Genomic DNA, 23,714 nt, shown 5'->3' on the forward strand with positions numbered 1-23,714 from the left:
GCGGGTGTGGCGCTGATCCGCTTCAAGGCCAACATGATTGCCGTCCTGGCCGCTTCCGCGCTTGCCGGCATGGCCTTGCGGCTCGCCTGACCAAATTAAACGAAAGGCCCCGTCCCGGTCTTTCCGGAATGGGGCCTTGAAATGAGCAGGCCGGAAAGCCGTGCCGGATCAGTCGAACAGGCTCGACACCGACTCTTCGGTTGCCGTGCGCGAGATCGCTTCGCCGATAAGGTCGGCGATCGAAACGACTCGGATGTTGTGGGCGTCCATCACGGCCTGGGTCGGCTGGATCGAGTCGGTGATGACCAGCTCCTGCAGCTGCGAGCCGGTGATGCGGGCTACCGCACCGCCCGAAAGCACGCCATGGGTGATGTAGGCGGTGACGCTTGTCGCGCCCTTGGCCAGCAGCGCGTCAGCGGCGTTGCAAAGCGTGCCGCCGGAATCGACGATGTCGTCGACGAGCAGGCAGTCCTTGCCATGCACTTCGCCGATGACGTTCATCACTTCGGATTCGCCGGGGCGCTCGCGGCGCTTGTCGACGATGGCGAGCTGGGCATCGATGCGCTTGGCGAGCGCACGGGCGCGCACCACGCCGCCGACGTCGGGCGAAACCACCATGACGTTGTTGAGCTGCTTGTACTTGGCCTTGACGTCGCGGGCCATGACCGGGATCGAAAACAGGTTGTCGGTCGGGATGTCGAAGAAGCCCTGGATCTGGCCGGCGTGCAGGTCGAGCGTGAGCACGCGGTTGGCACCCGCACGCGCGATCATGTTGGCGACGAGCTTGGCCGAGATCGGCGTGCGCCCGGAGGCACGGCGATCCTGCCGTGCGTAGCCGAAGTAAGGAATGACTGCCGTGATGCGCCGTGCCGACGAACGCATGAAGGCGTCGATCATGATGAGAAGTTCCATCAGATGATCGTTTGTCGGGTAGGCGGTCGACTGGAGGATGAAGACATCCTCGCCGCGCACGTTCTCCTGGATCTCGACGAAGATCTCCTGGTCTGCGAAGCGCCGCACACTCGCCTTGCCCAGAGGAATGTTGAGATAGCGAGCGACCGCTTCTGCTAGCACCCGATTGGAATTGCCCGCGAAGAGTTTCATTGACCGATCCTGGTAGAGATTATGTGCGGGCTTTTAGCGGTCCTTGCCGCTATTGCAAGCGGACTCGCTGCTGAATCCCAAAAAAGCGACATACCGGAACGGAATGCCGCAGCTTAGCCCGGCTTTGCCGCCAGCCAATCGGCCAACTGATCGATGGTGCTGTCGGCTATCGCCTGCATGGTCGTGGGCGCCACCGTAGGCCAGCCGTCGCCGCTGCCCGACGAAGGGGCCGTCTTTTGACCGTTGATGCGATGCAGCCGGGTGCCCGCGGGATCATAGACGTCCCAGACAAAGACGACGGTCGTGTCCTTGCCTTCAGTCATCGCCGAGAAATAGCCGCGCATGATGATGCCTGGCGGCGTCGTGTCGGTGCTGCCGGCCAGCGTGATGCCGCGCGTGCGTGCCCTGACGCCAAGCTGCTCGGTCAGCGGCGTCGCCGCCTCGACCGGGGTGCCGACGATAGGAGCGAACTGGACGCGCGTCTTGGTCGTGACGGCGGCTGACTGCGCCGGGACAGCGGTGGCGGTAGCGGTAGCAGTACCCGTGACCGGGGGGGCCGCGACGTCGGTGCCCTCGATCCTGGCCAGCGCGTTCGATTGTTCCGTCGGCGTGATGGCCGAGGGTTCGAGCACGTCCTTTGAGCTGTTGCAGGCCGAAAGGGCGAGCACAGACAGGCTCGCCGCGCCCACAAACCATCGTTTCATCTGACCGAACTCCATGACAAACGCCCCTCAGCGTTCACCGCATTCATCGCACGATCAAGTCGAGATCGTGGCGGGAAAGCGGCTTGGGTGCGGTTTCGGTGGTCAGGTAAGTACGGCCCAACGTCATTGCGGTTTCGGTTTCCGAATCCATGATGATCATATGGGCGAACAAAGTCATGTTCGGCGCAATCGGCTCGGGATTGCTCTGGTAGAACATCGGCATGTCCATCCAGGACGGCGTGAAGCGCGCTCCGACGGAGTAACCGCAGGCATTGAGCCGGTGTTTGGTCAGTCCGTGAGCCTCCAGCGTGCGGGCATGCGCGTCGAACACGTCGCCGAACGTGTTGCCTGGCGTCATCGTTTTTTCGACCGCGACGAGGGCGGCAAGCGAGGTGTCGTAGAGTTCCTGGTGGCGCTTGGAGACCTTGCCGGTGAGTACGGTGCGCATCATCGGCGCATGGTAGTGATGAAACACGCCCGCCCATGCGAGGGTCAACTGGTCGTTCTTGTTGAGCTTGCGGCGACCTGCCTTGTAGTGGCACAACAGCGCGTCGGCGCCCGAACCGATAGTGAACTCATTGGCCGGATAGTCGCCGCCGCCAGCAAAGATCGCGCCCTGCATGGCGGCAAGGATCTTGGCTTCGTCGCCTCCCTGCTTGATCAGCGGCAACGCGGCGTCGAGCGCATCGTCGGCGAGGCTGGCGGCTCTTTCGGCTTTCTCGATCTCGGCTGGGCTCTTGAACAGGCGGAGGCGGCCGACGATGCCCGACGCATCGATGATCTGGCCGAAGGTCTGGAGCTGTTCGTCGAGACGGCGGCCGTTAAAGGCGGTGAGGCCGTGGGTGTCGTATTCGACGCCGACGCGGGTGCCGAGCAGGCCGAGGTCGTTGAGCAGGTTGCGCAGGTCGAGTGTCGGATTGGCGTTGTCGCGGTCGGTCCACAAAACGATGTTTTCGATGGTCGAGGTGTGGCGGGCCTGGCGCAGGTCGGCGGAGCGCGTCAAAAGCGTCATCGAGCCGTCGGCCTTGACCACCAGCGACTGGAAGAAGCAGAAGCCGAACGTGTCGTAGCCGGTCAGCCAGTACATGCTTTCCTGCGCGAACAGCACAATGGCGTCGAGCTTCTTTTCGGCCATCTCGATCATCAGCCGGTCGCGGCGGGCGTCGAATTCGGTTCGTTCGAAATGCAGCGCCATGCTCTCAGTCCTCCAATGCGATTGCCGAAATCTGCCGTCCGTAGTCTGCTTCCTTGCGGTGCGTGGTGCGGCGGTAGGAATAAAAAAGTCCTTCTTCCGCGTAAGTACAGCGGTTCAATGCCTCGGCGACCACGCCAGCGCGGCGCAGCCGCTCGACGGTGTAGAGATTGAGGTCGAACATCTGATGGCCCGCATTGGCCGAGGGCGCGAAATAGCGCGCGTTGTTGTCGTCCTCCTCGACAAAGCGGGCGACGAATTCGGGGCCGACCTCGTAATTGGCGGCGCTGATCGATGGACCGAGCACGGCAAGGATGCGCTCGCGCCGGGCTCCGAGGCCTTCCATCGCGGTGACTGTATTTTCGAGCACGCCTGACAAAGCACCTTTCCAGCCGGCATGGGCCGCACCGATGACGCGCGCTTCGGGGTCGGCGAAAAGTACCGGGCCGCAATCGGCCGACGAGGCGCCAAGGGCGATGCCCGGCCTGTCGGTGACCAGCGCATCGGCCTTGGGCCGATCGCCTGAAAATGGGCCGGTGGCCACGACCACGTCGGGCGAATGGACCTGATAGAGGCTGAGCAGATGGTTGGCTTCGACCCCCATCCAGCTTGCTACGCGGCGGCGATTCTCGGCGACCCGCGCCTGGTCGTCGTCAGAGCCGACGCCAATGTTGAGGCCTTCGTAGATACCTTCGGAGACTCCGCCGATGCGGGTGAAATAACCGTGGCGGATGCCATTGGCCTCCGCGCTGGCGAGCAAGTTGGCCCGGATCGGATCCGGTTTCGAGTCGTTCAGCATCGCCGCCTTGTCTTCTCAGTGTGCGATTTCATCAATGTCGAGCCAGACATTGCGGGCCCGTCTTGCTGTTGCGAGCGCGGACAGTGGGGCAGCGGCAAGCTCGCTGTCAACTGACGGTCGGGAAGGGAAGCTTTGTGTCAGCGCGCGCGACGGCGATCACCTTGAACAAGGTGCCCATGGCGTCCGGGCCGGCAAGGCGCTCGACCTCGGACCGGATTTTTTCGCGCGCCGCATCGTCCGCGTTGGCACCAAGCTTGCCGGCGCGTTCGAGCAACCCCAAGGCCAGGAGGAAATCGCCCTGTGTAGCCCTATTGGCGTCGAGGCCGTGGACCTTGGCCGCGGTGCCAAGGGCGGCAAAGTCGACATGCGAGGTAAGGTCCGCTTCCCCGGGCGTTGCCAGTACATCTTCGTATCGGTGCTTGCGCAGCGCCTGCAGCGTGTCGCCGATGCCGGGCTCAAGATGGCCATAGTCGAAGAACAGTCCGGCGCCGCCCGAAGCAGCGATGCGCTCGGCGATCGCTTCCATGGTGGCTGTGCGGGCCGGCGCGAATTCGAAGATCGAGCCTTCGGGAGCTATAGCGGCATCGGGAGGCAGCAGTGCCGGCTCGACGGTCGCGGGGCCAGCCACGAAAACGAACTCGCCGGCCTCGTCGATGCCGATGGCGCGCTCGCGCCATTCCGCCCCGATCCTGACGAACTGGCGCGTCGGGATGGCGTCGAACAATTCGTTGCCGACGATGAACAGCGGCGCATCGGGCAGGGACGAGATGGTCTCGTGCCAGTCGATCCTGGAGCCACTCGCTGCGAGCGTCTGTTTCTGCACTTCGCGCAGGCGCGGGCTGGTTTCGATGAGTGCGACATTGGCGACAAAGGCGGGGTCGAGCTTGCGCAGGACCCGCAGCATGTCCTTCATCAGCGTGCCGCGCCCGGGACCGATCTCGGCCAAAGTCGCGTTCGCCGGCCGGCCGGCTGCCTGCCACGCCGCGTAAAGCCAGACGGCGACAAGCTCGCCGAACATCTGGCTGATCTCGGGTGCGGTGGTAAAATCTCCAGCCGCGCCGAACGGCTCGCGCGTCGTGTAGTAGCCGTCCGAGGGGTCGAACAGGCACAGCGCCATGTAGTCGGCGACGCTGATCGGCCCCGATGCCGCGATCAGGCTTGCCATGCGCTTCTTGAGCACGCTCATGCCGGCTTTGCGGCCTGGGTCACCGGCTTGGCCGAGCGCATTGCCCATACGCCGATCAGCACCATCGGCACCGACAGCACCATGCCCATCGTCAGCCAGCCGCCGAGAAGATAGCCAATCTGCTGGTCGGGCTCGCGGAAGAATTCGACGAAGATGCGCGACAGGCCGTAGCCGCAAACGAAGGCGCCGGCGACGAAACGCGGCGTCTTCAGCTTCAGGCGCGAGTGGGTGAGGAAGCGCAGCACCAAAAACAGCACCAGGCCTTCGAGCAGCGCCTCATAGAGCTGGCTCGGATGGCGCAGAAACGGCCCGCCGGTGGGGAATTCGATTGCCCACGGCACGTCCGTGACGCGGCCCCAGAGCTCGGAATTGATGAAGTTGGCGACACGAACGAGGCCGAGGCCGACGGGAACGCCGGCTGCAACGACGTCGATCAGCGACCAGACGAGGATGCCGTGCTTGCGGGCGAAAAGGAACATGGCGATCGTCACGCCGAGCAGCCCGCCGTGGAATGACATGCCGCCTTGCCACACCGCGAAGATGTCGAGCGGATTTGAGATGTAGCGGGCGAGGTCGTAAAAGAGGATGTAGCCGATGCGGCCGCCCAGCACGACACCGGCCGCCGCCCAGACGAGGAAGTCGTCGAGGGCTTCGGGCTTCATCGGCAGGACGCCGTTCGGCCACAGCCGGGCGTTGGTCACAAGCCGCTTGCCGTACCACCAGGCAAACAGGATGCCGACGACATAACCCAGCCCATACCAGTGGATCGCGAGCGGCCCAAGCTGGACGATGACCGGATCGATGTTCGGAAAGGGCAGGGCTGCCAGAGGCAGGGCAAGGTACTCGCTCAAATCAGTCTCCAAGGCCGGCAATGCGGCGGACCATGCGGCAGCCTTTTGGCAGGGTCAAGGCAGCGTTCCACGGCTCACCGAGATGTCATTGCTCGGGAAAAAGGATCTGCTCATAGTCCATAGCACCATGCAGGACGCGAATGATTTCAAGCGATCCAGAGTGCAAACGGTAGAAGATCAGTTAGTTGCCAAACACTCTGCGGCGAATTTCGTTGTCGGCTATTTTCCGGACTACCGCGTAACCAAGCGGAGTTTCTGCGATGCCGAAACAGCGGTCGCGTAGTTCAAGCACAAATGTCAGGGCGCGGTCGGGATTTGATTGGGCGATGTGGTCGCCGATCGCCTCGATGTCTGCTTCGGCAATAGCGGCGATGATGACCTTCATTCGGTCACCGGTCCTGCGCGCGATACTTGGCCTCAAGGCGCGCGAACACCTCTTCGGCCGGCCTGACGCGTCCGGCCTCGGCGTCACTCAGCCCCTCAGCCAATGCAGCGTCGAGCGCGGCAAGGCGTTTTTCGCGCTCCTCGACGAGGCGAACGCCTTCGCGCAGCACCTCACTCTTGGAGTTGTAGCGGCCGGTGCTGACCAGTTGGTTCACTACCTCTTCGAGATGCGTGCCCAGATCGGCGCTGATAGCCATGGTATCGCTCCCTAGTTTATTTTGGTTCATTCTAATAATAGTTATTGGTTACGCAAGTCCGGGATGCGGCGCGATGGCGCAAACCGCCGGTGAGCGGCCACCTACCCTTGCATTCCAACCCTTGCCCTACTACGTCGAATGGACAACGCGAGGGTTTGCCATGACGACCGGACCGAACCGCATTCTGGATGAGTTCGCCAAGCTGATGACCGATGCCGCAGGTGCCGCACAGGGCGTCAAGCGCGAGGTTGAAACCGCGTTCCGCTCACAGGCCGAAAGGGCGATGAATTCGCTCGAACTGGTGCAGCGCGAAGAGTTCGAAGCCGTCCGCGACATGGCGATCAAGGCACGCGCCGAGAACAAGGCGCTGACTGCCCGCATCGAGGCGCTTGAGGCTCAACTCGCTGGTCGTGGCGGCGAGGGCGACGAAAAGGCCTCACCGGCGGCATCGCCGAAGCCTCGTACAAAGAAATAATTCATTAACTTTTCCACAAAGCACAATCCGAAAAAGTGCTTTGTCGTGAATCGCTTACCGGCGCTTGATGAATCTGCGCCGTAGCCTGTTTCCACACCCGAATGGGGTGGCGCGAAAAATTGGGCTGTTCACGTTACTCCTGATCAATACACTGAATTTGTTGCATGATTCGTAGTGGGTCATGCACCCGGATGGCGCGGTCCGGCTGGGGGTATTGAGTCTGGCAGCGCTGGTCGTCCGAGTTCAAGAATAAGTTTGTTCGTCGTGTGTGCCTTTTGCGCGGAGCGCGATGGCGCTCCCGGAACGACAGGAAGCATTTATGGAACTTCTCGAACTCGAGTTCTCGCGCGAAATCCACCCGGTGGATGTCATCGAGCAGGTAGCTCACAACAACGACTGGTCGTTCGAGCGCGCCGGCGACGACGAAATCTCTATCTCCGTAGTCGGAAACTGGACCGAGTATCAGGTCTCGTTCTCCTGGATGGAGGATTTTGAAGCGCTGCACCTGGCCTGTGCCTTCGACATCAAGGTGCCGGAGAGCCGCACGCTCGAAATCCTCAGGCTTTTGTCGCTGATCAACGAACAGATGCTGTTCGGGCATTTCGACCTCTGGGAATCCGAAGGCGCGATCATGTTCCGCCAGTCGCTGCTGCTTGCCGGTGGCGTCGAGCCGACCAGCCAGCAGGTCGAGGTTCTGCTGTCTTCGGCGCTCGAAGCCTGCGAATGCTACTTCCAGGCGTTCCAGTTCGTCGTCTGGTCGGGCACCTCCGCCAAGGACGCGCTGGCCAGCGTGCTCTTTGAGACGCACGGAAACGCCTGAAACTGCCCCATGAGTTCGCATAACGAGAGCAAGCCCGAGATCACTTTTGCCGACTTCGACAAGGTCGACATCCGCACCGGCACGATTGTCGAGGTCGAGCCGTACCCGGAGGCGCGCAAGCCGGCGTTCAAGCTGAAGATCGATTTCGGCGCAGAGATCGGCGTCAAGCGCTCGTCAGCACAGATCACCAAGCATTATACGCCCGAAACACTTGTTGGCCGGCAGGTGTTTGCCGTGGTCAACTTCCCGCCGCGCCAGATCGGCAAGTTCATGTCCGAGGTGCTGACGCTCGGTTTTCCCGACACTGACGGCGAAGTCGTTCTCGGCGCCGTCGAGCGCAGAGTGCCGGACGGGTCAAGGCTGTTCTAGGCGGCGTAGGCCGCACGCACATTGTCCAGAAACATTTCCGCGCAGGCACGCCAGGTGTAGCGCATGGCGCGTCGGCGGGCCTCTGACCGGTCGATCTTGAGCGCTCTGAGCACTGCCTCGCGCAAGTCCTCCGACACCGCACCGCCCACCCCGTCGCCGACAATGTCGATCGGCCCGGTTACCGGATAGGCCGCGACGGGCGTGCCGCTCGCCAGCGCCTCGATGACGACATTGCCAAAGGTGTCGGTGCGGCTCGGGAATACAAAGACGTCAGCCGAAGCGTATATCTGGGCAAGTTCGCCGCTTGGCCGCCGGCCAAGGAAATGGGCGTCCGGATATTTCGCCCGCAGCCTCGGCAGTTCCGGCCCGTCGCCGACGAGCACTTTCGTGCCCGGCAGGTCGAGGTCGAGAAAAGCCGGCAGGTTCTTCTCCACGGCGATACGTCCGACGCAGAGGAAGATCGGCCGGGGCAGGTCGATCTCGGTCTTCTTGTCGGGATGGAAGTGGTTGATGTCGACGCCGCGCGTCCAGGGCCTGAGCTTTTCGAAGCCGCGCGAAGCGAGATCTTCGGCGAGCGACTGGGTGGCGACCATGCAGCCCTGGCCGGAATTGTGGAACTTGCGCAAGAGCCCATAGGTCCAGCTTTCGGGCAGGGGCAGGCGGGCGCTGACATATTCGGGAAAGCGGGTGTGGTAGCTGGTGGTGAATGGGCGTTTGTTTGCCAGACAATGGCGCCGCGCCATCATGCCGAGCGGCCCTTCGGTGACCAGATGGATGTGATCGGGCCGTCGTTCCTCGATGATGCGCGCGACGTTGCCGGGCGTCGTCAGCGCCAGCCGGATGTCGGGATAGGTCGGCATCGGCAAGGTGCGGAAGATGTTCGGCGTGAGGAAGTCGGCTTCCGCGTCGAACTCCTTCAGCGTTTCGGCGAGCCGTTCGAGCGTGTGGACAACGCCGTTGATCTGCGGTTTCCAGGCGTCGGTGACCATCAGGATGCGCAAGAAATGTCTTCCTTGTTCGCCGCGCCTGAGAGGGCAGGAATCAGCGGCAGTCCCGTTCGTTGCGGCCGCCTTTGAGCAGCTTTGCATGACGAAGCGATGACGAGGCCGCTCTTCGCACTTGCGAAAGGGAGGTCAGTTCTGCCCGAACCGGCATTTTCTTTGAGACGATATTCCTGCCTTCGCGCGGGCCAGGGAATTCGGTCCTTTGATGAAAGGCCCAGCTTTGCCGACGATATAGCCAAGCTTCGCTGACGCGGAGCCAGCCAATTCCTCCCAACCGGCTTTAGCGAGAATCCGAAATGACCAAGATCACCCAGTCCTTTTCCAACCGAAACACGATCAGCCGGCGCACGGCACTTGCGGCGCTGCTTGCATCGGTCGTCACCGTCATTGGCTTCACCTTGCCGCATCAGGCATTCGCGGAAGACAAGACCGCGATCAAGGTCGGCATCATCTCCGGCGAGGACGAAGATGTCTGGCGCGTGGTGAAAGCGGAAGCCGCCAAGCAGGGGTTGACCGTCGAGACTGTCGTTTTCAACGACTACACCCAGCCCAACGAAGCGCTGGAGCGCGGCGAGATCGACGCCAACGCCTTCCAGCACCAGCCGTATCTCGACAACCAGATCAAGACGCAGGGCTATCACATCACGCCCGTCGGCTATACCGGGCTGTGGCCGATCGGGCTCTATTCGAAGAAGCACGCGAAGATAGACGCGCTGCCCGAAGCCGCCGTCATCGGCGTACCGAACGATCCCTCCAACGAGGGCCGGGCGCTGCGCGTGCTCGCCGATGCGGGCCTGATCAAGCTTAACGACGGCACCGGTATCCTGGCGACGGTCGCCGACGTCGTCGAGAACCCGAAGAAGTTCGAGATCAAGGAACTCGACGCCGGCATCGTCGGCCGTTCCGTCGAGGACCTCGATGCGGCCGTGGTCAACACCGACTGGGCGCTGAAGAGCGGGCTGAGCGCAGAAAATCGCATTGCGCAGGAGCCGGTCGCCGATAACCCCTACCGCAACTTCATCGCCGTCAAGACCGGTAGCGAAAACGAGGGCTGGGTCAAGAAACTCGTTGCCGCCTATCAGAACGAGGCGGTCAAGGCGGAGTTTGACCGCGTCTACAAGGGCACCGGCGTCGCCGCCTATTGAGCCTGACGATATCCAGCAACGGAGGCGGCCCCCATTCAGTGGCGGGCCGCCTTCCGCATTGCCGAGGGGGATTACATGACCCAGCATTTTGCAGCCATCGAAGGCTTGTCGCCGCTCGATGCCGCACGATCCGAGACGGTGGTACGCATCGTCGACCTCAAGCGTCGGTTCGGCCAGACGCCGGCCGTCGATGGGATTTCGCTCACCGTGCGCAAGGGCGAGGTGCTTGGCATCATCGGCCGCAGCGGCGCCGGTAAATCGACGCTGATCCGCTGCTTGAACGGGCTGGAGAGGCCAGATGGCGGCCAGATTTTCGTCGAGGGCCGTGAGATCACCGGGCTCGGCGAACGCGAGCTGCAGCCTTTGCGCCGACGCATCGGCATGATCTTCCAGCATTTCAACCTGCTGTCGGCCAAGACGGTCGAGGAGAACGTGGCGTTGCCGCTGAAACTCGAAGGCCGGCCCAACGCCGAGCGGCTCAAGCGCGCCGGTGAGTTGCTTGAACTCGTGGGGCTTGCCGACAAGGCCAAGGCCTATCCCGCATCGCTGTCGGGCGGCCAGAAACAGCGCGTCGGCATTGCGCGGGCGCTCGCGGCGCGTCCGGCGGTGCTGCTTTCGGACGAGGCGACATCGGCGCTCGACCCCGAGACGACGCGCTCGATCCTGGCGCTGCTCAAGGACATCAACCGCAAGCTCGGCCTCACCATCCTGCTCATCACCCATGAGATGGAAGTGATCCGCAGCATCGCCGACCGGGTCACGGTGATCGATGCCGGACGCATCGTCGAGGAGGGGCCGGTGTGGTCGGTTTTCGCCCACCCCAAGTCAGAGGTGACCCGCAGCCTGTTGGGCAGCATCCGCCCGCAACTGCCGGAACAGCTTGCGGCCCGGCTGCGCCCGAGCGGACGCGAAGCGGTCTTGAGGCTCGATATCTCCGGTGAAGCGGCTCGCCGCCCCCTGCTGTCGGAGCTGGCGACGTCGATTCCAGGACGGTTCCGCCTGATCCATGGCGGCATCGACCATATCCAGGATGAGCCGGTGGGTACCTTGTTCGTCGGCGCCGCCACGGAAACCGGCGGTATTGCCGCTGTCATAGAATTCCTGAATCACCGCGGCGCGCGGGTGGAGGTGCTTGGCTATGTCGCAGACAATGTTTGACCTGCTGTTGCGCTCGTTGTGGGAAACAGTGCTGATGACGGCGGCATCGGGGCTGATCTCGCTGCTGTTTGGCCTGCCGCTCGGCCTCGCGCTCATCGCCACCGACCGGGGTGGCATCGCCGAGCGGCTCTGGGTCAACCGCACCCTCGGTGCCGTGGTCAATGGCTTTCGCTCGGTGCCGTTCATCATCCTCTTGGTCGCGCTCATTCCGCTGACCCGGCTGATCGTCGGCACGTCGATAGGCACCTGGGCCGCGATCGTGCCGCTGGCGATTGCCGCCACGCCCTATTATGCGCGCATCGCCGAAGTGTCGCTGCGTGAGGTCGATCGCGGCTTGATCGAGGCTGTGCGCGCCATGGGAGGTGGCTGCTGGGCGATCATCCGCGAGGTGCTGGTGCCCGAAGCGCTGCCGGGCATCGTCGCCGGCTTCACCGTCACGCTGGTGACGCTGGTCGGTGCCTCGGCGATGGCGGGCGCCATCGGTGCCGGCGGGCTCGGCGACCTTGCCATCCGCTACGGCTATCAGCGTTTCGAGACGGCGGTGATGGTCGCGGTCGTCGCGGTGCTGATCGTGCTTGTCTGCGGCATCCAGTGGATCGGCGACCGGCTTGTGGCGCGGCTGGATCACCGCGCCTAGTTTTAGGCGGGCACGCGGATCATGGCGCGCAGGCCGCCCAGCGGGCTGTCGCCGAGCTTGATGTCGCCGCCGTGGCTGCGGGCTATGTCGCGGGCAATGGCCAGCCCAAGCCCGGTTCCCGTCGAATCGAGATTGCGCGCCTCGTCGAGCCTGAAGAACGGCTTGAAAACCTCTTCGCGCTTTTCCTCGGGAATGCCCGGGCCATTGTCGTCGACCATGACCACCAGCATGCCGCGATCGTGGACGGCCTTAACTTCGACTTCCTTGGCATAGCGGAAGGCGTTGCCGACGACGTTTTGCAACAAGCGGGTGAAGGCGTTGGGGCGGACGTGCACCTTGGGTTCGCCGACCAGCGTCACCTTGAGCTTGCGCTTGTGCAGTCGTGCTTCCTCGCCAAGCCTGTCGAGATAGCTCGAGAGATCGAAGCTGCCGGGGTCCTCGGACGCCTCGCCACGCGCGAAGGCGAGATAGGCCTCGAGCATCGACTGCATGTCGTCGACGTCCTGGCTCAGCGCTTCACGGTCGATCTTGCTGCCTGACAAGGCGAGCTGCAGCTTGAAGCGTGTGAGGATGGTCCGCAGGTCGTGGCTGACGCCGGTCAGCATCGCCGTGCGCTGGTCGATCTGGCGTTCGATACGTTCGCGCATCTGGATGAAGGCAAAGCCGGCACGGCGCACTTCCTCGGCGCCGCGCGGCCGGAAATTGGGCGGCATAGGGCGGCCCTTGCCGAAGCTTTCCGCCGCTTCGGTGAGTTGCAGGATCGGGCGTATCTGGTTGCGCAGGAACGGAATGGCGATCGTCAAAAGCACCAGCGACGTGCCGACCATCCACAGCAGGAAGATGTGGGTGTTGGACGCATAGGCCTGGCTGCGCCGGACGAAGACGCGCAACACCTTGTCGTTGAGCTGGACGCGCACCTCGACGATGTTGGAGTTGCCGACTGTGTCGAGCCAGAAGGGCCGGTTGATCTGCCTGCGGATTTCGGTCGAAAGCGCCTGGTCGAGAATCGAAAAGAACGGCTTTGGCCCAGGCGGGGGTAGAGGGTCTGGCGGCAGAAGGTCGATCTTCAGCTGCATCCGGTCCTGGGCGATGCGGATGATCTGGGCGTAGTTGTCGGGCTGCGGAAAGGTATCGAGCAGGTCGATGATGGCCGCGATGTCGCGCGTCACCGCCTGCGACAGGCGAACCGTCACGGTCTGCCAGTGGCGCTCCATGAAGACGAAGGCGACGACCGATTGCAGCAGGATCATCGGGGTGATGACGATGAGCAGCGAGCGTGCATAAAGCCGCTTCGGCATGTAGATCGACACGCGCCGCCAGAAGCGGTTCCAGCTTCTGGGCACAGCCGTCAGCGCACGCCAAAGGCGTGTGCCGAGACTGCCTCCGCCGGGCCGTTCGATGTCAGTGGTTGCCATCCGCTCTTCCGTACGCGGCCAGCCGGATTGGTTCCCGGCCGGTTCGCGGCGATCCTATTCCACGCTGAGCCGATACCCAATACCGCGCACCGTCTGCAACCAGACGGGGTTGGCCGGGTCGCGCTCGATCTTGCGGCGGAGGCGGTTGATCTGGACGTCGATGGTGCGTTCGCCGACTTCGGAATCGCCGGTGACCAGCTCATGACGAGGGATGGTCTCGCCGGCGCGCGCGGCGAAGATGGCCAGAATTTCCTGTTCGCGGTCGGTCAGCTTGAGCGCTTCGCCGCCGCGCTTGAGCTCGCGGCGCGCGATCTGGAAGGTGTAGGGGCCGAAGACCAGCTGTTCGACCTTGGGCGTTGCCGCCGGGCCGCCGCGCCGCAATATGTTGTTGATCCTGAGGATCAGTTCGCGCGGATCGAAGGGCTTGGGCAGGTAGTCGTCGGCGCCGGCCTCGAGGCCGGTGATACGGCTGTCGGTCTCTGACAGCGCCGTCAGCATCAGGATCGGCACATCCTTTTCGTCGCGCAGCGACTTGGTCAGGTCGATGCCGTTTTCGCCCGGCATCATCACGTCGAGGATGAGAAGGTCGAAATCCAGTCCAGCGAGCTTGCGCCGTGCCTCGTCGGCGTTGCCGGCGACAGTCACGCGAAAGCCGTTCTCCGTCAGATACTGCTTGAGCAGATTGCGGATGCGCGTGTCGTCGTCGACGACGAGCAGATGCGGAGCATCGTCGCCCAACGTGGCCGGATTGGCCGTCTTGTCGTTATTCTCCATGGTCTTTCCCCGGCGTGTTTCCGGGCAGATGATCAATCTGCACCCTTAATTCAGGATTTACCATCGCCTTGAGGAATCGTTCGACCCAGGCGCGTTCGGTCTCTCCTGCGCCCTCCAGTGCCGCATCGATGCGGCGTGACTGTGGCCGCGCCAGCGCCAATGTCAGCGTGCGGCCCTTGGGGGTGGGGTAGAGTTCTCTCTGGCGACGGTCGCGCGGCCCCTGAACCTGAACGATGTAGCCGGCGTCGATCAGTTGCTTGAGCACGCGCGCAAGGCTTTGCTTGGTGATCTTGAGAACATCAAGCAACTCGGCGACCGTCAGCCCCGGCATGCGGTTGACGAAGTGCAACACGCGATGATGGGCGCGGCCAAATCCATATTCGGCAAGGATCTGGTCGGGGTCCGAAGTGAAGTCGCGATAGGCGAAATACATCAGCTCGATAATCGAGAAGTCGATGCCCTCATCGGCCGTCACCGCGGTTCGGATCGGTTGGGCGGCTGCGCCGCTACGTTGTGCCATAGAATTCCTGTTCGTCAATTTATGTCAGCAGTGTTGACATAAATTAGGTGCGATGGTAATTTTTGCCAAGCTTTTCGGCGGATTGCGAACGAAAAGGCAAGGTACGATGGTTTTTTCCGAAACATCGTGAGTTTGCTTTGGTATTCTAGCCCGCCTACGCTTTATCCAGCAGGCCCCTTACGGGCCATTAAGAACGATACAAAACGATAGGCAGGCTCCCGCCTGCGGGAAGGTATACCATGGCATCCGTTCCTTTCGACCAACTCGATGGATTCATCTGGATGAACGGCGAGTTCGTCCAATGGGCCGAAGCCAAGATTCACGTACTAACCCATGGTCTGCACTATGCAAGTTCGGTGTTCGAAGGCGAGCGCGCCTATGGCGGGGAGATCTTCAAGCTCACCGAGCACACCGAGCGCCTGCATGAATCGGCCCGCATCCTGGGCTTCAAGATCCCCTATTCGGTCGCCGAGATCGACGATGCCTGCCGCGAGCTGCTGAAGAAGCAGGGCTTCAAGGACGCCTATGTCCGCCCGGTCGCCTGGCGCGGCAGCGAGGAAATGGGTGTCGCCGCCCACAAGAACCGCATCAACGTTGCCATCGCCATCTGGCAGTGGCCGAGCTACTTCGACCCGGCGCAGAAGCTGAAGGGCATCCGCCTCGATATCGCTGAATGGCGCCGCCCCGACCCGCGCACCGCACCGTCGCGCTCCAAGGCTGCCGGCCTGTACATGATCTGCACCCTGTCCAAACACGCGGCCGAAGCCAAGGGCTTTGCCGATGCGATGATGCTCGACTGGCGCGGCCAGGTGGCCGAAGCGACCGGCGCGAACATCTTCTTCGTCAAGGACGGCAAGATCCACACGCCGACGCCGGACTGCTTCCTCGACGGCATCACCCGTCGCACCGTCATCGGTCTTGCCCGCGACAGGGGCATCGAAGTCATCGAACGCGCCATCATGCCTGAGGAACTGGCCGGCTTCGAGCAGTGCTTCCTCACCGGCACAGCAGCCGAAGTGACGCCGGTTTCCGAGATCGGGCAGTACCGATTCGAGGTTGGCGAGATCGCCAAGACGCTGATGAACGACTACGCGGCGGCGGTTCAGCCCAAGCACGCGATTGCAGCGGAATAATCTGCGAATTCAATAGCTAACGATGGCAAGGGGGCGGTTTTCGAACCGCCCCTTTTGCTTGGGTGATGAGGAATTTGACTTTCGCGGATTTCGGCGTCTGATGTTGACGTCGGCATTCTGAGGGCCGGCATGCAATTGGAGGGAATTGTCGTGGAATCACTTCTTCCGATCATCATACAAATTGTAACCGGCGTTATTGGCGGACAGGCCGTCGGTGCGGCGATCAAGACAGCGGCGATGGGGCAGGTGACGAAGCTGATCGCCGGTGGCGTCGGCGGTATCGCTGGCGGACAGATACTCGGCAGTCTGCTGGGCGGTGCGGCTGATCCTGCAACAACAGGCGCGCTCAGCGGCATTCTCGGCGACGTGGTTGGTGGTGCTGGCGGCGGCGCGATCCTGACCGCGATCGTTGGCGCGGTCATGGGCGCCATGAAGAAATAACTTCGCTTCAGACGGAATTCGGACTGGGCGGCTCAGGCCGCCCATTTCATTTTTGGGGTGGGAATCCAAGCCGAACGATGTGGACGAATGTCCTGTCTGACCCTATGTCGGGGCAAAGATCAGAAAGGAAGCCCATGGGACAGCTCAATGCCGGGATCGTGCCGGTCACGCCCTTCCAGCAGAACTGCACGATCCTCTTCGACACCGACGACAAAACCGGTGTCGTGGTCGATCCGGGCGGGGACGTCGAGACTATCCTGTCGGTGCTCAAGGACAACGGCATCAAGATTACGGCGATCTGGCTAACCCATGGCCATATCGACCATGCCGGTGGGGCAATGGAGCTCAAGGAAGCACTTGATGTCGACATCATCGGTCCGCACGAGGCCGACAAGCCGCTGCTGGATAACCTTGTGACCCAGGCCCAGAAATTCGGCATGGCCGGTTCGGTACGCAATTGCGTGCCAGATCGGTTCCTGACCGAGGGCGAGACGGTCTCGTTCGGAAACCACGTCTTCGAGGTGCTGCATTGCCCCGGCCACGCGCCCGGCCACGTCGTCTATTACAACCGCGACGCGAAGTTCGCCCATGTCGGCGACGTGCTGTTCCAGGGCTCGGTCGGCCGCACCGATCTTTACGGCGGCGACCACGACACGCTGATCCGCTCGATCAAGGAAAAGCTTCTGCCGCTCGGCGATGAAGTCGGCTTCATCTGCGGCCATGGTCCGGGCAGCCGTTTCGGCGACGAGCGCCGGAGCAATCCCTATCTCGTCTAAAGCATAGCTTCCTTGCCAACGAAAAACGGCGCCGACCTTGAGGTGGCGCCGTTTTGTCGGTTCAGGAGGCAAGGAAAAGCAAGCTTAGCCTTCGATCAGTTGGCGGTGCAAAAGCGCTCTACGCCATCATAGCCTGTGAAGGTGCCGCTGCGCGGCTTGAAGCTGCGATAACGATCCGAGCAATACTGGTACCATTCGGGCGTCCAGGGCTCCATGCCGTAACCGCCACCGCCGGAGTAGACCACGCGGCGCTGCGGGGCGGGGCGGTAGTAGTTATCGCGATAGACGCGGCGCGGCTGCGGCTCGTAGTAGTCATAGTCGTAGACCGGCTGCGGGCGATTGGCGCTGCCAGCGATGACAGCACCGGCGATCAGGCCGAGTGCTCCGGCCGCGACGATCGCGCCAGTATCGTTGCTGCGGTGGCCGTCGTAGCGGCGCCAGCGCTCACCAGCCTCGGCCGCGGGCAGCGCGGCGAGCGTGGTGGCAGCAACGGCTGCCGAAAGGACAAGGGTCTTGATGATGCGGTTCATGTCGGTCTCCTTCGCCGTCCGGCCGGTATCAAGGCCAGAGATTAGCGTCGACAATGTGTCTAGGGGATCGAGCCTGAACGCAGCCTGAACGGAATTTTCAGGATAACAGCCGAATTAATCAAACCCGACAGGCGCCAATGGGCGTGGCGGGGAAACAGACTGAGCAATGTGGCCGGGGCTAACGCTCCGGCCGAATACAGGCTCTCAGCCGACGGTCAGATTGACGGCCTTGGGACCCTTGCCGCGCTTGTCCGGCTCGGTGTCGAAAGAAACCTTCTGCCCATCCTCAAGACCGGGAAGGCCCGACGCCTGCACGGCCGATATGTGGACGAAGACATCCTTCGCCCCGTCGTCCGGCGTGATGAAGCCGAAGCCTTTGGCATGGTTGAAAAACTTGACGGTGCCGGTCTGCGGCATGGGAAACTCCTCTGATCCCATCAATTCCAGTCTTCGGGCCGGCAAAATGCCCGAAGTGGAAATTTGTCGTTCATTTTTGGGTGATCGGCAAGCAAAACTTTCGCTGTTCGCGACCGTCCGAGAGCTCTGGTAAATGCCCGGATTTCTTGGCTCTTGCGTCTTGATTGACAGCGGATGGCGGCGCTGAGGCGAGGGCCAAAGCAAGGGGCGCGGTGGTTGCCCACCGCGCCCCTTGTCATTCAATTCAACTGGCGAAGCTTAGCTCGCGCGCAGGTTGACCGCCTTCGGGCCTTTGCCCATGCGGTCGGGCTCGACGTCGAAGGTGACCTTCTGGCCGTCGACGAGCGTGCGCAAGCCCGAAGCCTCGATAGCGGAGATGTGGACGAAAACGTCCTTGGCGCCGCCATCCGGCGTGATGAAGCCGAAGCCTTTGGTTGCGTTGAAGAATTTTACGGTACCGGTCTGGGCCATTGGGAGAACTCCTTCACCCGTTCAGTGGTCTGGACCTGCCAACCGCCTGGCGTCGGCGGCAAGTCGGTGGTTTTGCTTGGCGGTCATGCATTTGCGCATGATTAAACCCCCCGCCGAGTCACGGGGTCGTCAGAGATTCACAGTATCGGGGAAAGGGTCGTGCAAAACGTTCCAGTCTCCGGGTCAGCAAACGCCCGAACTGAAACTTGTATGACACGGAAACGTGAAGGTTGCAAGATGTAGGCGCTACTCGCGGCGGCACTTCGCATCATCGCACTCATATACGGCCTTCCTAAAGGCCGCCATTGGCCAGATTGCCGCGCCCGCCAGGGCAGGTCGAGCGCGGATTGATTTCGTTGACAGAATCGACAGGATCGAGGCAGGGGCTGAGACCATTTCCGCGAGGGGCGGGAACAAGAGGGAATTTTCATGACGTTTTCGGCAAGGATCTTGGCACGGAAAGCAACCGTCTCCGCGTTGCTGTCAGTGATGCTGGCATCTTGCGTGGTTGTGGAGGAAGGCCCTGGACCAAGGCCGCTGCCGCCACGTCCGGGCCCAGGCCCGCAATTCTGCACGCGCGAATATGATCCCGTCTGTGCGAGCCGCGGCAGCGAGCGCCAGACCTTCGGCAATGCCTGCATGGCCGAAGCTGCCGGCTTCAGGATCATTCGCGGTGGCGAGTGCCGTGGTGGCGGAGACACTGGCTGGAACGGTGGCGGAGGCGGCTGGAACGGGGGCGGTGGTAGTGGCGGCTGGAACGGTGGAGGCGGTGGCAACGAGCAGTTCTGCACCATGGAGTACCGGCCGGTCTGTGGCCGGCGTGGCGGTACCTTGCGCACTTTCTCCAATAGCTGCCAGGCGGATGCCGCCGGCTTCCGCGTCGTCGATCAGGGCTCCTGCTAGGAGCGCGTGACAAACCCCTCCCGGATGATGAGCCGGGAGGCGGTCTTGGTTGGAGCCCGTTTGGCGTCCTGACTTGCTAGAAACGCCACGTCGCGCCGAGGACCGGTCCACTCAGGCGTGTGTCATAGACGTGACCGCCGTGATCGTAGTCGGCGTCGAGTGCCTTGTAGCCAGCGGAAAGCGAGAGCTTATCGGTGACGATGTAGTTGACCGTGGCAAGGGCAGACCAGGTGAAATCCGATCCTACGCTAAAGCCTCCAACATCCACCTGCGCCTGCAGCGACAGCTTGTCGGTCATCCGAAGCAGAGCGCGTGCGCCGATGACGGGATCGGCCCATCCGAATCTTTCACCATAACTGCGCGATAGCCCCAGGGCATTGACAGTGACATCGTTCGAAATATGCCAGAAGCGTACGCCTCCAAGCGCGTCCAGGGTAAAGCCGGGCGTTTCCAGCACGCGATATCCGCCCTGCAAGGTCGCCATGAACTGCTTGGTGTCGACGCTGCCGTTTACGACCGTGCCCGGAGGTATTGGACCGGGCAAAGCTGGCAAAGGACCGAAAGCATGGCTGTCCGTCGTGCTGACGTACATCAGGTCGCCCGAGAGCACGAACCGTTCGTAACGACCCCATACATTGACGAACCCACCGAAGTTGAGGTCGTTCAGGACATCGGAAAAGGACTTTTCGACGCCGATGGTCGGCGCACTGCGAAACGGAGAGATGTTGCCCTTCAGGCCTGCCGCCCACATGTAGGGTGTGATCTGCAACGCCCAGGCTGGGCGCTCCGCCACGAGTGGCGTCTCTTCCGGTTGAGCAATGACGGTGTCGGCAGCATATGCAGCCTGAGTGGCAGAAATGGCGAGGGCAACGACAACAGAATGCTTGCGCAACGAACTTTCCCCTTCACGCCGAAAGCGTGTTCTTGTGAATGCGCCCATCCTTCATGATGAGCTTCATTGTGCGTTCAGGATCGGCGATCAGGGAAATGTCTTCGAGCGGATTTCCGTCGACCACGAGAAGGTCCGCATACGCCCCATCTTCAATACGCCCGAGTTTTGCCGGATAGGGATTGCGCCGCCCCGAAAGGGCTGCAAGTTCGGCGTTGCCGCTGGTCAATAGACGCAACACTTCGGCATTGTCGTACCAGCGCGCGAACTTGGCGAGTTGCTTGCCTTGTGTCGTGGTCCCCTTCGGGCTGAACAGTATGTCGGTACCCAGCGCCATCTTGACGTTGTGCTTGCGTCCCAGTTCGACAGCGCGGGCAGTACCTTGGGCTATCTCTTGTTGCTGCTCGCGCTGTTCGGGTGAGGGGTAGCTGTTGGCATCTTCATCGGCAAGGAAGGGCTGGATGCTCCACCAGGCGTCCGCGTCGGCCATGCGCTTCACCGTATCCTCGTCAGCCAGTTGCCCGTGCTCGATGGATTTCACCCCACTTGCCAGTGCGCGCTGGATACCGGCAGACGTATATGTGTGAACGCAGACATATGTGCCCCAGTCCGCCGCCGCGTATACCGCTGCCTTCATTTCGGCTTCCGTATACTGGAGCGCGTCGATCGGATCATAGGCGGAGGCAACCCCGCCGCCGCCCATGATCTTGATCTGGCTGGCACCGAGCATGAGCTGTTCGCGTACCCGGCGCAGGACCTCTGCTTCACCGTCCGCGATTGCGGAGATGCCAGCCTGCTCGGCCGCGCTGAGGTTGGTTTGCGGCGTACGCGGCAATTCCGTTCGCATACGGAAGTCGCCATGCCCCGACGTTTGCGAGATCATGGCGCCGGAAGGATAGATGCGCGGCCCTGAAACGCGCCCTTCGTCTATTGCACGCTTCAACGCGAAGGACGGGCCACCAACATCTCGGACCGTCGTAAAGCCGCGCAGCAGCGTACGTTCGGCTTCCTGGGCGGCGACAAGGTGAATGTAGGGGATATCGGCTGACATCGCGGCTATCTGCGAAATGCCGGCAAGAATCGCATGCCAGTGCGCGTCGATCATGCCGGGCATCAGAGTCAGCCCGCCGCAGTCGATTGCGTCCGCGTCGGCGACCATGTCTCCGGAAGCGACAAGTGCCTTGATCAGCTTGCCTTCGACCAGCACATTGTGGCCTTTGACGAGCTTGCTGGCTGTCCCGTCGAAAATATTGACATCCTTGAGCAGGACCGGCTTTGCGGGACTTTGCGCGAAGGCATGATTGGCCATGCCAAGGACAGGAGCGGCAAGACTTGCTGCGACACCCTTGAGCACCGACCGGCGCGACAGCCCCTTGTCGATTCGCTCGATCAGTTTCTGCACGTCCCGGGTATGACAAGCGCAAGCCGAGCCATGGGCTAGATGCCGATATTTCTGACCAAGTCGCATCAACATGATGTGCCACTCCCTCTCGTTCGCATATGGCTATGCCAATCGGGCGGCATTCGATCAACACACGATGCCGATCTGGCTCCGGTCAAAAAGACGCTGCGTAGTATTCGTGCGCGTTGGATCAGCATTGCCTAATGAAAGCGAAGTCGCGCTTTGAGAGGCAGGCGTTGACAGCAGTTCGCATTGCCACGCCGATCTCCACTGTCTGCTTATTTCGGGCGAGGAGACAGAAGCCGCGTTCGCACCGCCTTCCTGTGGCCGATGCATCACACAAATTTGCGCAGTGCCGTTCGGGTCAAGAAAGCAATTGATCCTCCGGCAATGATGATTCACCTTCACATCAGGGGTGGGTTTGGCTTGTAATGCAGAGGGGATCTCTGGATGCGCCTGAGCCATGTTGTCCGTGCCGGTTCTGCAAGAAAGGCACCAGGATTTACCCTCACTGCTTCGATTTCCTGGACGCACCCGTCGTCCGATTGCTCAACTTGCACTGAAGTAGCACTTCCGTCGCCTCGCTTGGGCATTGGGAAGGTAAACGTGATTTCCCTTGTTTCAGCGATCGGGGCGTTGGTGGCGGGGATCGCCACTGCGCAGGCTGGAGGTTTCGCGGTGCGCGAGCAATCCGCCTACGGCCAGGGATCGAGCTTCGCGGGCATGGCAGCGCCAGGCGATTCGATCAGCTCGATGTTCTGGAACCCGGCGGCCGTGACGATGGTGACCGGTATGACCGTCGAGGGTAACATCACGGGGGTTTTCCCGCGTTCGGAGCTCGATGTCGATCCCGCGCGTTCAACTCTCACGAGGTTGGGCATTTCGGGCAATGGCGGCAATGTCGGCGAGACCGGCGTCGTGCCGGCAGGATATTTCGCGATGCCTGTCAACGATCAGCTGTATCTGGGAGTGAGCCTCAACGCGCCGTATGGGTTCAGCACGACCTCCCAGACGCCGTGGGTCGGCATGTTCAGCCATCTCGACGCCGACGCGACATCGGTCAATGTGACCCCGGTTGTCGGCTACAAGTTCAACGACATGATCAGCGTCGCTGTCGGGATGCAGATCGAGTATTTCGATGTCAGCATCGAAACAGCGCTCGCCCCGATCGCTTCGCCGCCGCGACAGCGTCTCAATGGCGACTCGACCGACGTCGGCTTCGTTGCCGGCGTGACGCTCACGCCATTCGACGGCACCACCATCGGCATAGGCTACCGGTCGATGGTCAAGCATTCGCTGGAGGGCAGCCAGACCTTCGATGTCCCGTTGAGGACGCCGCCGCTCGGCACCATTCCGGCCGGGAGCTATCCGATCAGCGCCGATGTAAGCCTGCCTGACACCTTGTCCATCGGCGTGCGTCAGCGCATCAACGACGTATTCACCGTCATGGCGGGCATGGAGTGGGCCAATTGGAGCCGCATCCAGACCGTGCCGTTCGCCGGTTCGCCCGCGCGCACCAACCTCGCGCTCGACTTCCAGGATGGATGGTATTTTTCGCTCGGTGGCGAATACAAATACGATCCCGAATGGACGTTCCGGGCCGGTCTTGGCTATGAAATAGCTCCAACCACCGACGAGCACCGCTCGATGCGCCTGCCGGACGCGGACCGCGTCTGGGCCAGCATTGGCGCGAGCTACAACTGGACCAAGCAGCTTTCGATCGACGCCGGCTATTCGCATCTTTTTGTTCAGGATGCACCGGTCGACGAAACCACGGCCGGCTTCCGCTACGCCGGCACCGCAGAGGGCAGTGCCGACATCTTCTCGCTCGGCATACGCTACAAGTTCGGCGGGTAGGGGCAGCTAGGCTGAATCGACATTCAACGGATCCAGATCATGGTTGCGGCGATGTGGATGAAGCCGAGGAAGTGGATGGCGCGCCGGTCGTAGCGGGTGGC

At 62.1% G+C, this 23,714-nt stretch carries 28 protein-coding genes; 11 read left to right on the top strand and 17 right to left on the bottom strand.

Annotated elements, in window-relative coordinates:
* Positions 1 to 168 precede the first annotated feature (168 nt).
* From C8K44_RS22875 to C8K44_RS22910, 8 genes are all read right to left on the bottom strand, one after another.
* Complete coding sequence (locus C8K44_RS22875) at positions 169 to 1,104, bottom strand: ribose-phosphate pyrophosphokinase (RefSeq protein ID WP_109578078.1); 936 nt, start codon at positions 1,102 to 1,104, stop codon at positions 169 to 171.
* A gap of 113 nt (positions 1,105 to 1,217) precedes the next feature.
* Positions 1,218 to 1,808, bottom strand: coding sequence for a hypothetical protein (locus C8K44_RS22880; protein ID WP_109578105.1), 591 nt, complete (start codon positions 1,806 to 1,808; stop codon positions 1,218 to 1,220).
* Between the two features lie 43 nt (positions 1,809 to 1,851).
* Positions 1,852 to 3,003 carry a Xaa-Pro peptidase family protein gene (locus tag C8K44_RS22885; protein WP_109578079.1) on the bottom strand — a complete coding sequence of 384 codons (1,152 nt, stop codon included), beginning with the start codon at positions 3,001 to 3,003 and terminating at the stop codon, positions 1,852 to 1,854.
* Between the two features lie 4 nt (positions 3,004 to 3,007).
* The gene (gene pgeF, locus C8K44_RS22890; RefSeq protein ID WP_109578080.1) at positions 3,008 to 3,799 is read right to left on the bottom strand and encodes a peptidoglycan editing factor PgeF; all 792 of its coding nucleotides are present in this window, start codon (positions 3,797 to 3,799) and stop codon (positions 3,008 to 3,010) included.
* A gap of 106 nt (positions 3,800 to 3,905) precedes the next feature.
* Positions 3,906 to 4,985: a class I SAM-dependent methyltransferase gene (locus C8K44_RS22895; RefSeq protein WP_109578106.1), complete on the bottom strand. Its 1,080-nt coding sequence runs from the start codon at positions 4,983 to 4,985 to the stop codon at positions 3,906 to 3,908.
* Positions 4,982 to 5,836 (bottom strand): prolipoprotein diacylglyceryl transferase, encoded by an 855-nt coding sequence (gene lgt / locus C8K44_RS22900; RefSeq protein ID WP_109578081.1) that lies wholly within the window; start codon positions 5,834 to 5,836, stop codon positions 4,982 to 4,984. Before lgt ends, C8K44_RS22895 begins: the two co-directional genes overlap by 4 nt.
* 181 nt (positions 5,837 to 6,017) lie before the next feature.
* Positions 6,018 to 6,221, bottom strand: a complete 204-nt coding sequence (locus C8K44_RS22905; protein ID WP_245417594.1) for a type II toxin-antitoxin system RelE/ParE family toxin — start codon at positions 6,219 to 6,221, stop codon at positions 6,018 to 6,020.
* Positions 6,222 to 6,225: 4 nt separating this feature from the next.
* Positions 6,226 to 6,477 carry a type II toxin-antitoxin system ParD family antitoxin gene (locus C8K44_RS22910; RefSeq protein ID WP_109578082.1) on the bottom strand — a complete coding sequence of 84 codons (252 nt, stop codon included), beginning with the start codon at positions 6,475 to 6,477 and terminating at the stop codon, positions 6,226 to 6,228.
* 160 nt (positions 6,478 to 6,637) lie between these two features.
* Here C8K44_RS22910 and C8K44_RS22915 point away from each other — a divergent pair, with 160 nt between their 5' ends.
* The 3 genes from C8K44_RS22915 (at position 6,638) to C8K44_RS22925 (ending at position 8,141) form a co-directional block, all read left to right on the top strand.
* Complete coding sequence (locus C8K44_RS22915) at positions 6,638 to 6,952, top strand: accessory factor UbiK family protein (protein ID WP_109578083.1); 315 nt, start codon at positions 6,638 to 6,640, stop codon at positions 6,950 to 6,952.
* A 319-nt stretch (positions 6,953 to 7,271) separates the two neighbouring features.
* The gene (locus C8K44_RS22920; protein WP_109578084.1) at positions 7,272 to 7,772 is read left to right on the top strand and encodes a YbjN domain-containing protein; all 501 of its coding nucleotides are present in this window, start codon (positions 7,272 to 7,274) and stop codon (positions 7,770 to 7,772) included.
* A 9-nt stretch (positions 7,773 to 7,781) separates the two neighbouring features.
* On the top strand, positions 7,782 to 8,141 hold the full coding sequence (locus tag C8K44_RS22925) for a tRNA-binding protein (protein WP_109578085.1): 360 nt from the start codon (positions 7,782 to 7,784) through the stop codon (positions 8,139 to 8,141).
* On the opposite strand, the gene C8K44_RS22930 is transcribed toward C8K44_RS22925, so the two are convergent.
* Complete coding sequence (locus C8K44_RS22930; protein WP_109578086.1) at positions 8,138 to 9,142, bottom strand: glycosyltransferase family 1 protein; 1,005 nt, start codon at positions 9,140 to 9,142, stop codon at positions 8,138 to 8,140. The two genes, C8K44_RS22925 and C8K44_RS22930, sit on opposite strands and share 4 nt — an antisense overlap.
* 299 nt (positions 9,143 to 9,441) lie before the next feature.
* Between C8K44_RS22930 and C8K44_RS22935 the strand changes: the two genes are divergently transcribed.
* The 3 genes from C8K44_RS22935 (at position 9,442) to C8K44_RS22945 (ending at position 12,085) form a co-directional block, all read left to right on the top strand.
* A complete protein-coding gene (locus C8K44_RS22935) occupies positions 9,442 to 10,290 on the top strand; it encodes a MetQ/NlpA family ABC transporter substrate-binding protein (protein WP_109578087.1) in 849 nt (282 codons plus the stop codon).
* A gap of 75 nt (positions 10,291 to 10,365) precedes the next feature.
* Positions 10,366 to 11,448 carry an ATP-binding cassette domain-containing protein gene (locus C8K44_RS22940; protein WP_109578088.1) on the top strand — a complete coding sequence of 361 codons (1,083 nt, stop codon included), beginning with the start codon at positions 10,366 to 10,368 and terminating at the stop codon, positions 11,446 to 11,448.
* Positions 11,429 to 12,085, top strand: a complete 657-nt coding sequence (locus tag C8K44_RS22945; protein WP_109578089.1) for a methionine ABC transporter permease — start codon at positions 11,429 to 11,431, stop codon at positions 12,083 to 12,085. Before C8K44_RS22940 ends, C8K44_RS22945 begins: the two co-directional genes overlap by 20 nt.
* A 2-nt stretch (positions 12,086 to 12,087) precedes the next feature.
* Here the strand turns inward: C8K44_RS22945 and C8K44_RS22950 are convergent, their stop codons facing one another.
* The 3 genes from C8K44_RS22950 to C8K44_RS22960 are packed head-to-tail and all read right to left on the bottom strand — an operon-like array spanning position 12,088 to position 14,794.
* Positions 12,088 to 13,500 (bottom strand): ATP-binding protein, encoded by a 1,413-nt coding sequence (locus C8K44_RS22950; protein ID WP_109578090.1) that lies wholly within the window; start codon positions 13,498 to 13,500, stop codon positions 12,088 to 12,090.
* A gap of 54 nt (positions 13,501 to 13,554) precedes the next feature.
* Positions 13,555 to 14,274, bottom strand: coding sequence for a response regulator transcription factor (locus C8K44_RS22955; protein ID WP_109578091.1), 720 nt, complete (start codon positions 14,272 to 14,274; stop codon positions 13,555 to 13,557).
* Positions 14,264 to 14,794 carry a MarR family winged helix-turn-helix transcriptional regulator gene (locus C8K44_RS22960; RefSeq protein ID WP_109578092.1) on the bottom strand — a complete coding sequence of 177 codons (531 nt, stop codon included), beginning with the start codon at positions 14,792 to 14,794 and terminating at the stop codon, positions 14,264 to 14,266. Before C8K44_RS22960 ends, C8K44_RS22955 begins: the two co-directional genes overlap by 11 nt.
* A gap of 239 nt (positions 14,795 to 15,033) precedes the next feature.
* Here C8K44_RS22960 and C8K44_RS22965 point away from each other — a divergent pair, with 239 nt between their 5' ends.
* From C8K44_RS22965 to C8K44_RS22975, 3 genes are all read left to right on the top strand, one after another.
* Positions 15,034 to 15,927 (top strand): branched-chain amino acid aminotransferase, encoded by an 894-nt coding sequence (locus C8K44_RS22965; protein ID WP_109578093.1) that lies wholly within the window; start codon positions 15,034 to 15,036, stop codon positions 15,925 to 15,927.
* A gap of 150 nt (positions 15,928 to 16,077) precedes the next feature.
* Complete coding sequence (locus tag C8K44_RS22970; RefSeq protein WP_109578107.1) at positions 16,078 to 16,368, top strand: hypothetical protein; 291 nt, start codon at positions 16,078 to 16,080, stop codon at positions 16,366 to 16,368.
* Positions 16,369 to 16,502: 134 nt separating this feature from the next.
* The gene (locus C8K44_RS22975; protein ID WP_109578094.1) at positions 16,503 to 17,144 is read left to right on the top strand and encodes an MBL fold metallo-hydrolase; all 642 of its coding nucleotides are present in this window, start codon (positions 16,503 to 16,505) and stop codon (positions 17,142 to 17,144) included.
* Positions 17,145 to 17,239: 95 nt separating this feature from the next.
* Here C8K44_RS22975 and C8K44_RS22980 read toward each other — a convergent pair whose 3' ends face one another.
* From C8K44_RS22980 to C8K44_RS22990, 3 genes are all read right to left on the bottom strand, one after another.
* Positions 17,240 to 17,674, bottom strand: coding sequence for a BA14K family protein (locus C8K44_RS22980; RefSeq protein WP_109578095.1), 435 nt, complete (start codon positions 17,672 to 17,674; stop codon positions 17,240 to 17,242).
* Between the two features lie 204 nt (positions 17,675 to 17,878).
* Positions 17,879 to 18,091: a cold-shock protein gene (locus tag C8K44_RS22985; RefSeq protein WP_018428999.1), complete on the bottom strand. Its 213-nt coding sequence runs from the start codon at positions 18,089 to 18,091 to the stop codon at positions 17,879 to 17,881.
* A 258-nt stretch (positions 18,092 to 18,349) separates the two neighbouring features.
* On the bottom strand, positions 18,350 to 18,562 hold the full coding sequence (locus C8K44_RS22990) for a cold-shock protein (RefSeq protein WP_109578096.1): 213 nt from the start codon (positions 18,560 to 18,562) through the stop codon (positions 18,350 to 18,352).
* Positions 18,563 to 18,991: 429 nt separating this feature from the next.
* Between C8K44_RS22990 and C8K44_RS22995 the strand changes: the two genes are divergently transcribed.
* Positions 18,992 to 19,465 (top strand): Kazal-type serine protease inhibitor domain-containing protein, encoded by a 474-nt coding sequence (locus tag C8K44_RS22995; RefSeq protein WP_109578097.1) that lies wholly within the window; start codon positions 18,992 to 18,994, stop codon positions 19,463 to 19,465.
* A gap of 76 nt (positions 19,466 to 19,541) precedes the next feature.
* On the opposite strand, the gene C8K44_RS23000 is transcribed toward C8K44_RS22995, so the two are convergent.
* Both C8K44_RS23000 and C8K44_RS23005 read right to left on the bottom strand, forming a co-directional pair.
* A complete protein-coding gene (locus tag C8K44_RS23000; RefSeq protein ID WP_109578098.1) occupies positions 19,542 to 20,357 on the bottom strand; it encodes a hypothetical protein in 816 nt (271 codons plus the stop codon).
* Positions 20,358 to 20,370: 13 nt separating this feature from the next.
* Complete coding sequence (locus C8K44_RS23005) at positions 20,371 to 21,828, bottom strand: amidohydrolase family protein (protein WP_245417595.1); 1,458 nt, start codon at positions 21,826 to 21,828, stop codon at positions 20,371 to 20,373.
* Between the two features lie 534 nt (positions 21,829 to 22,362).
* Between C8K44_RS23005 and C8K44_RS23010 the strand changes: the two genes are divergently transcribed.
* Complete coding sequence (locus tag C8K44_RS23010) at positions 22,363 to 23,613, top strand: outer membrane protein transport protein (protein WP_158282779.1); 1,251 nt, start codon at positions 22,363 to 22,365, stop codon at positions 23,611 to 23,613.
* The last annotated feature ends 101 nt before the right edge of the window (positions 23,614 to 23,714 follow it).

Origin of the sequence: Aminobacter sp. AP02 (assembly GCF_003148805.1) — a bacterium.
Lineage (GTDB): Bacteria > Pseudomonadota > Alphaproteobacteria > Rhizobiales > Rhizobiaceae > Aminobacter.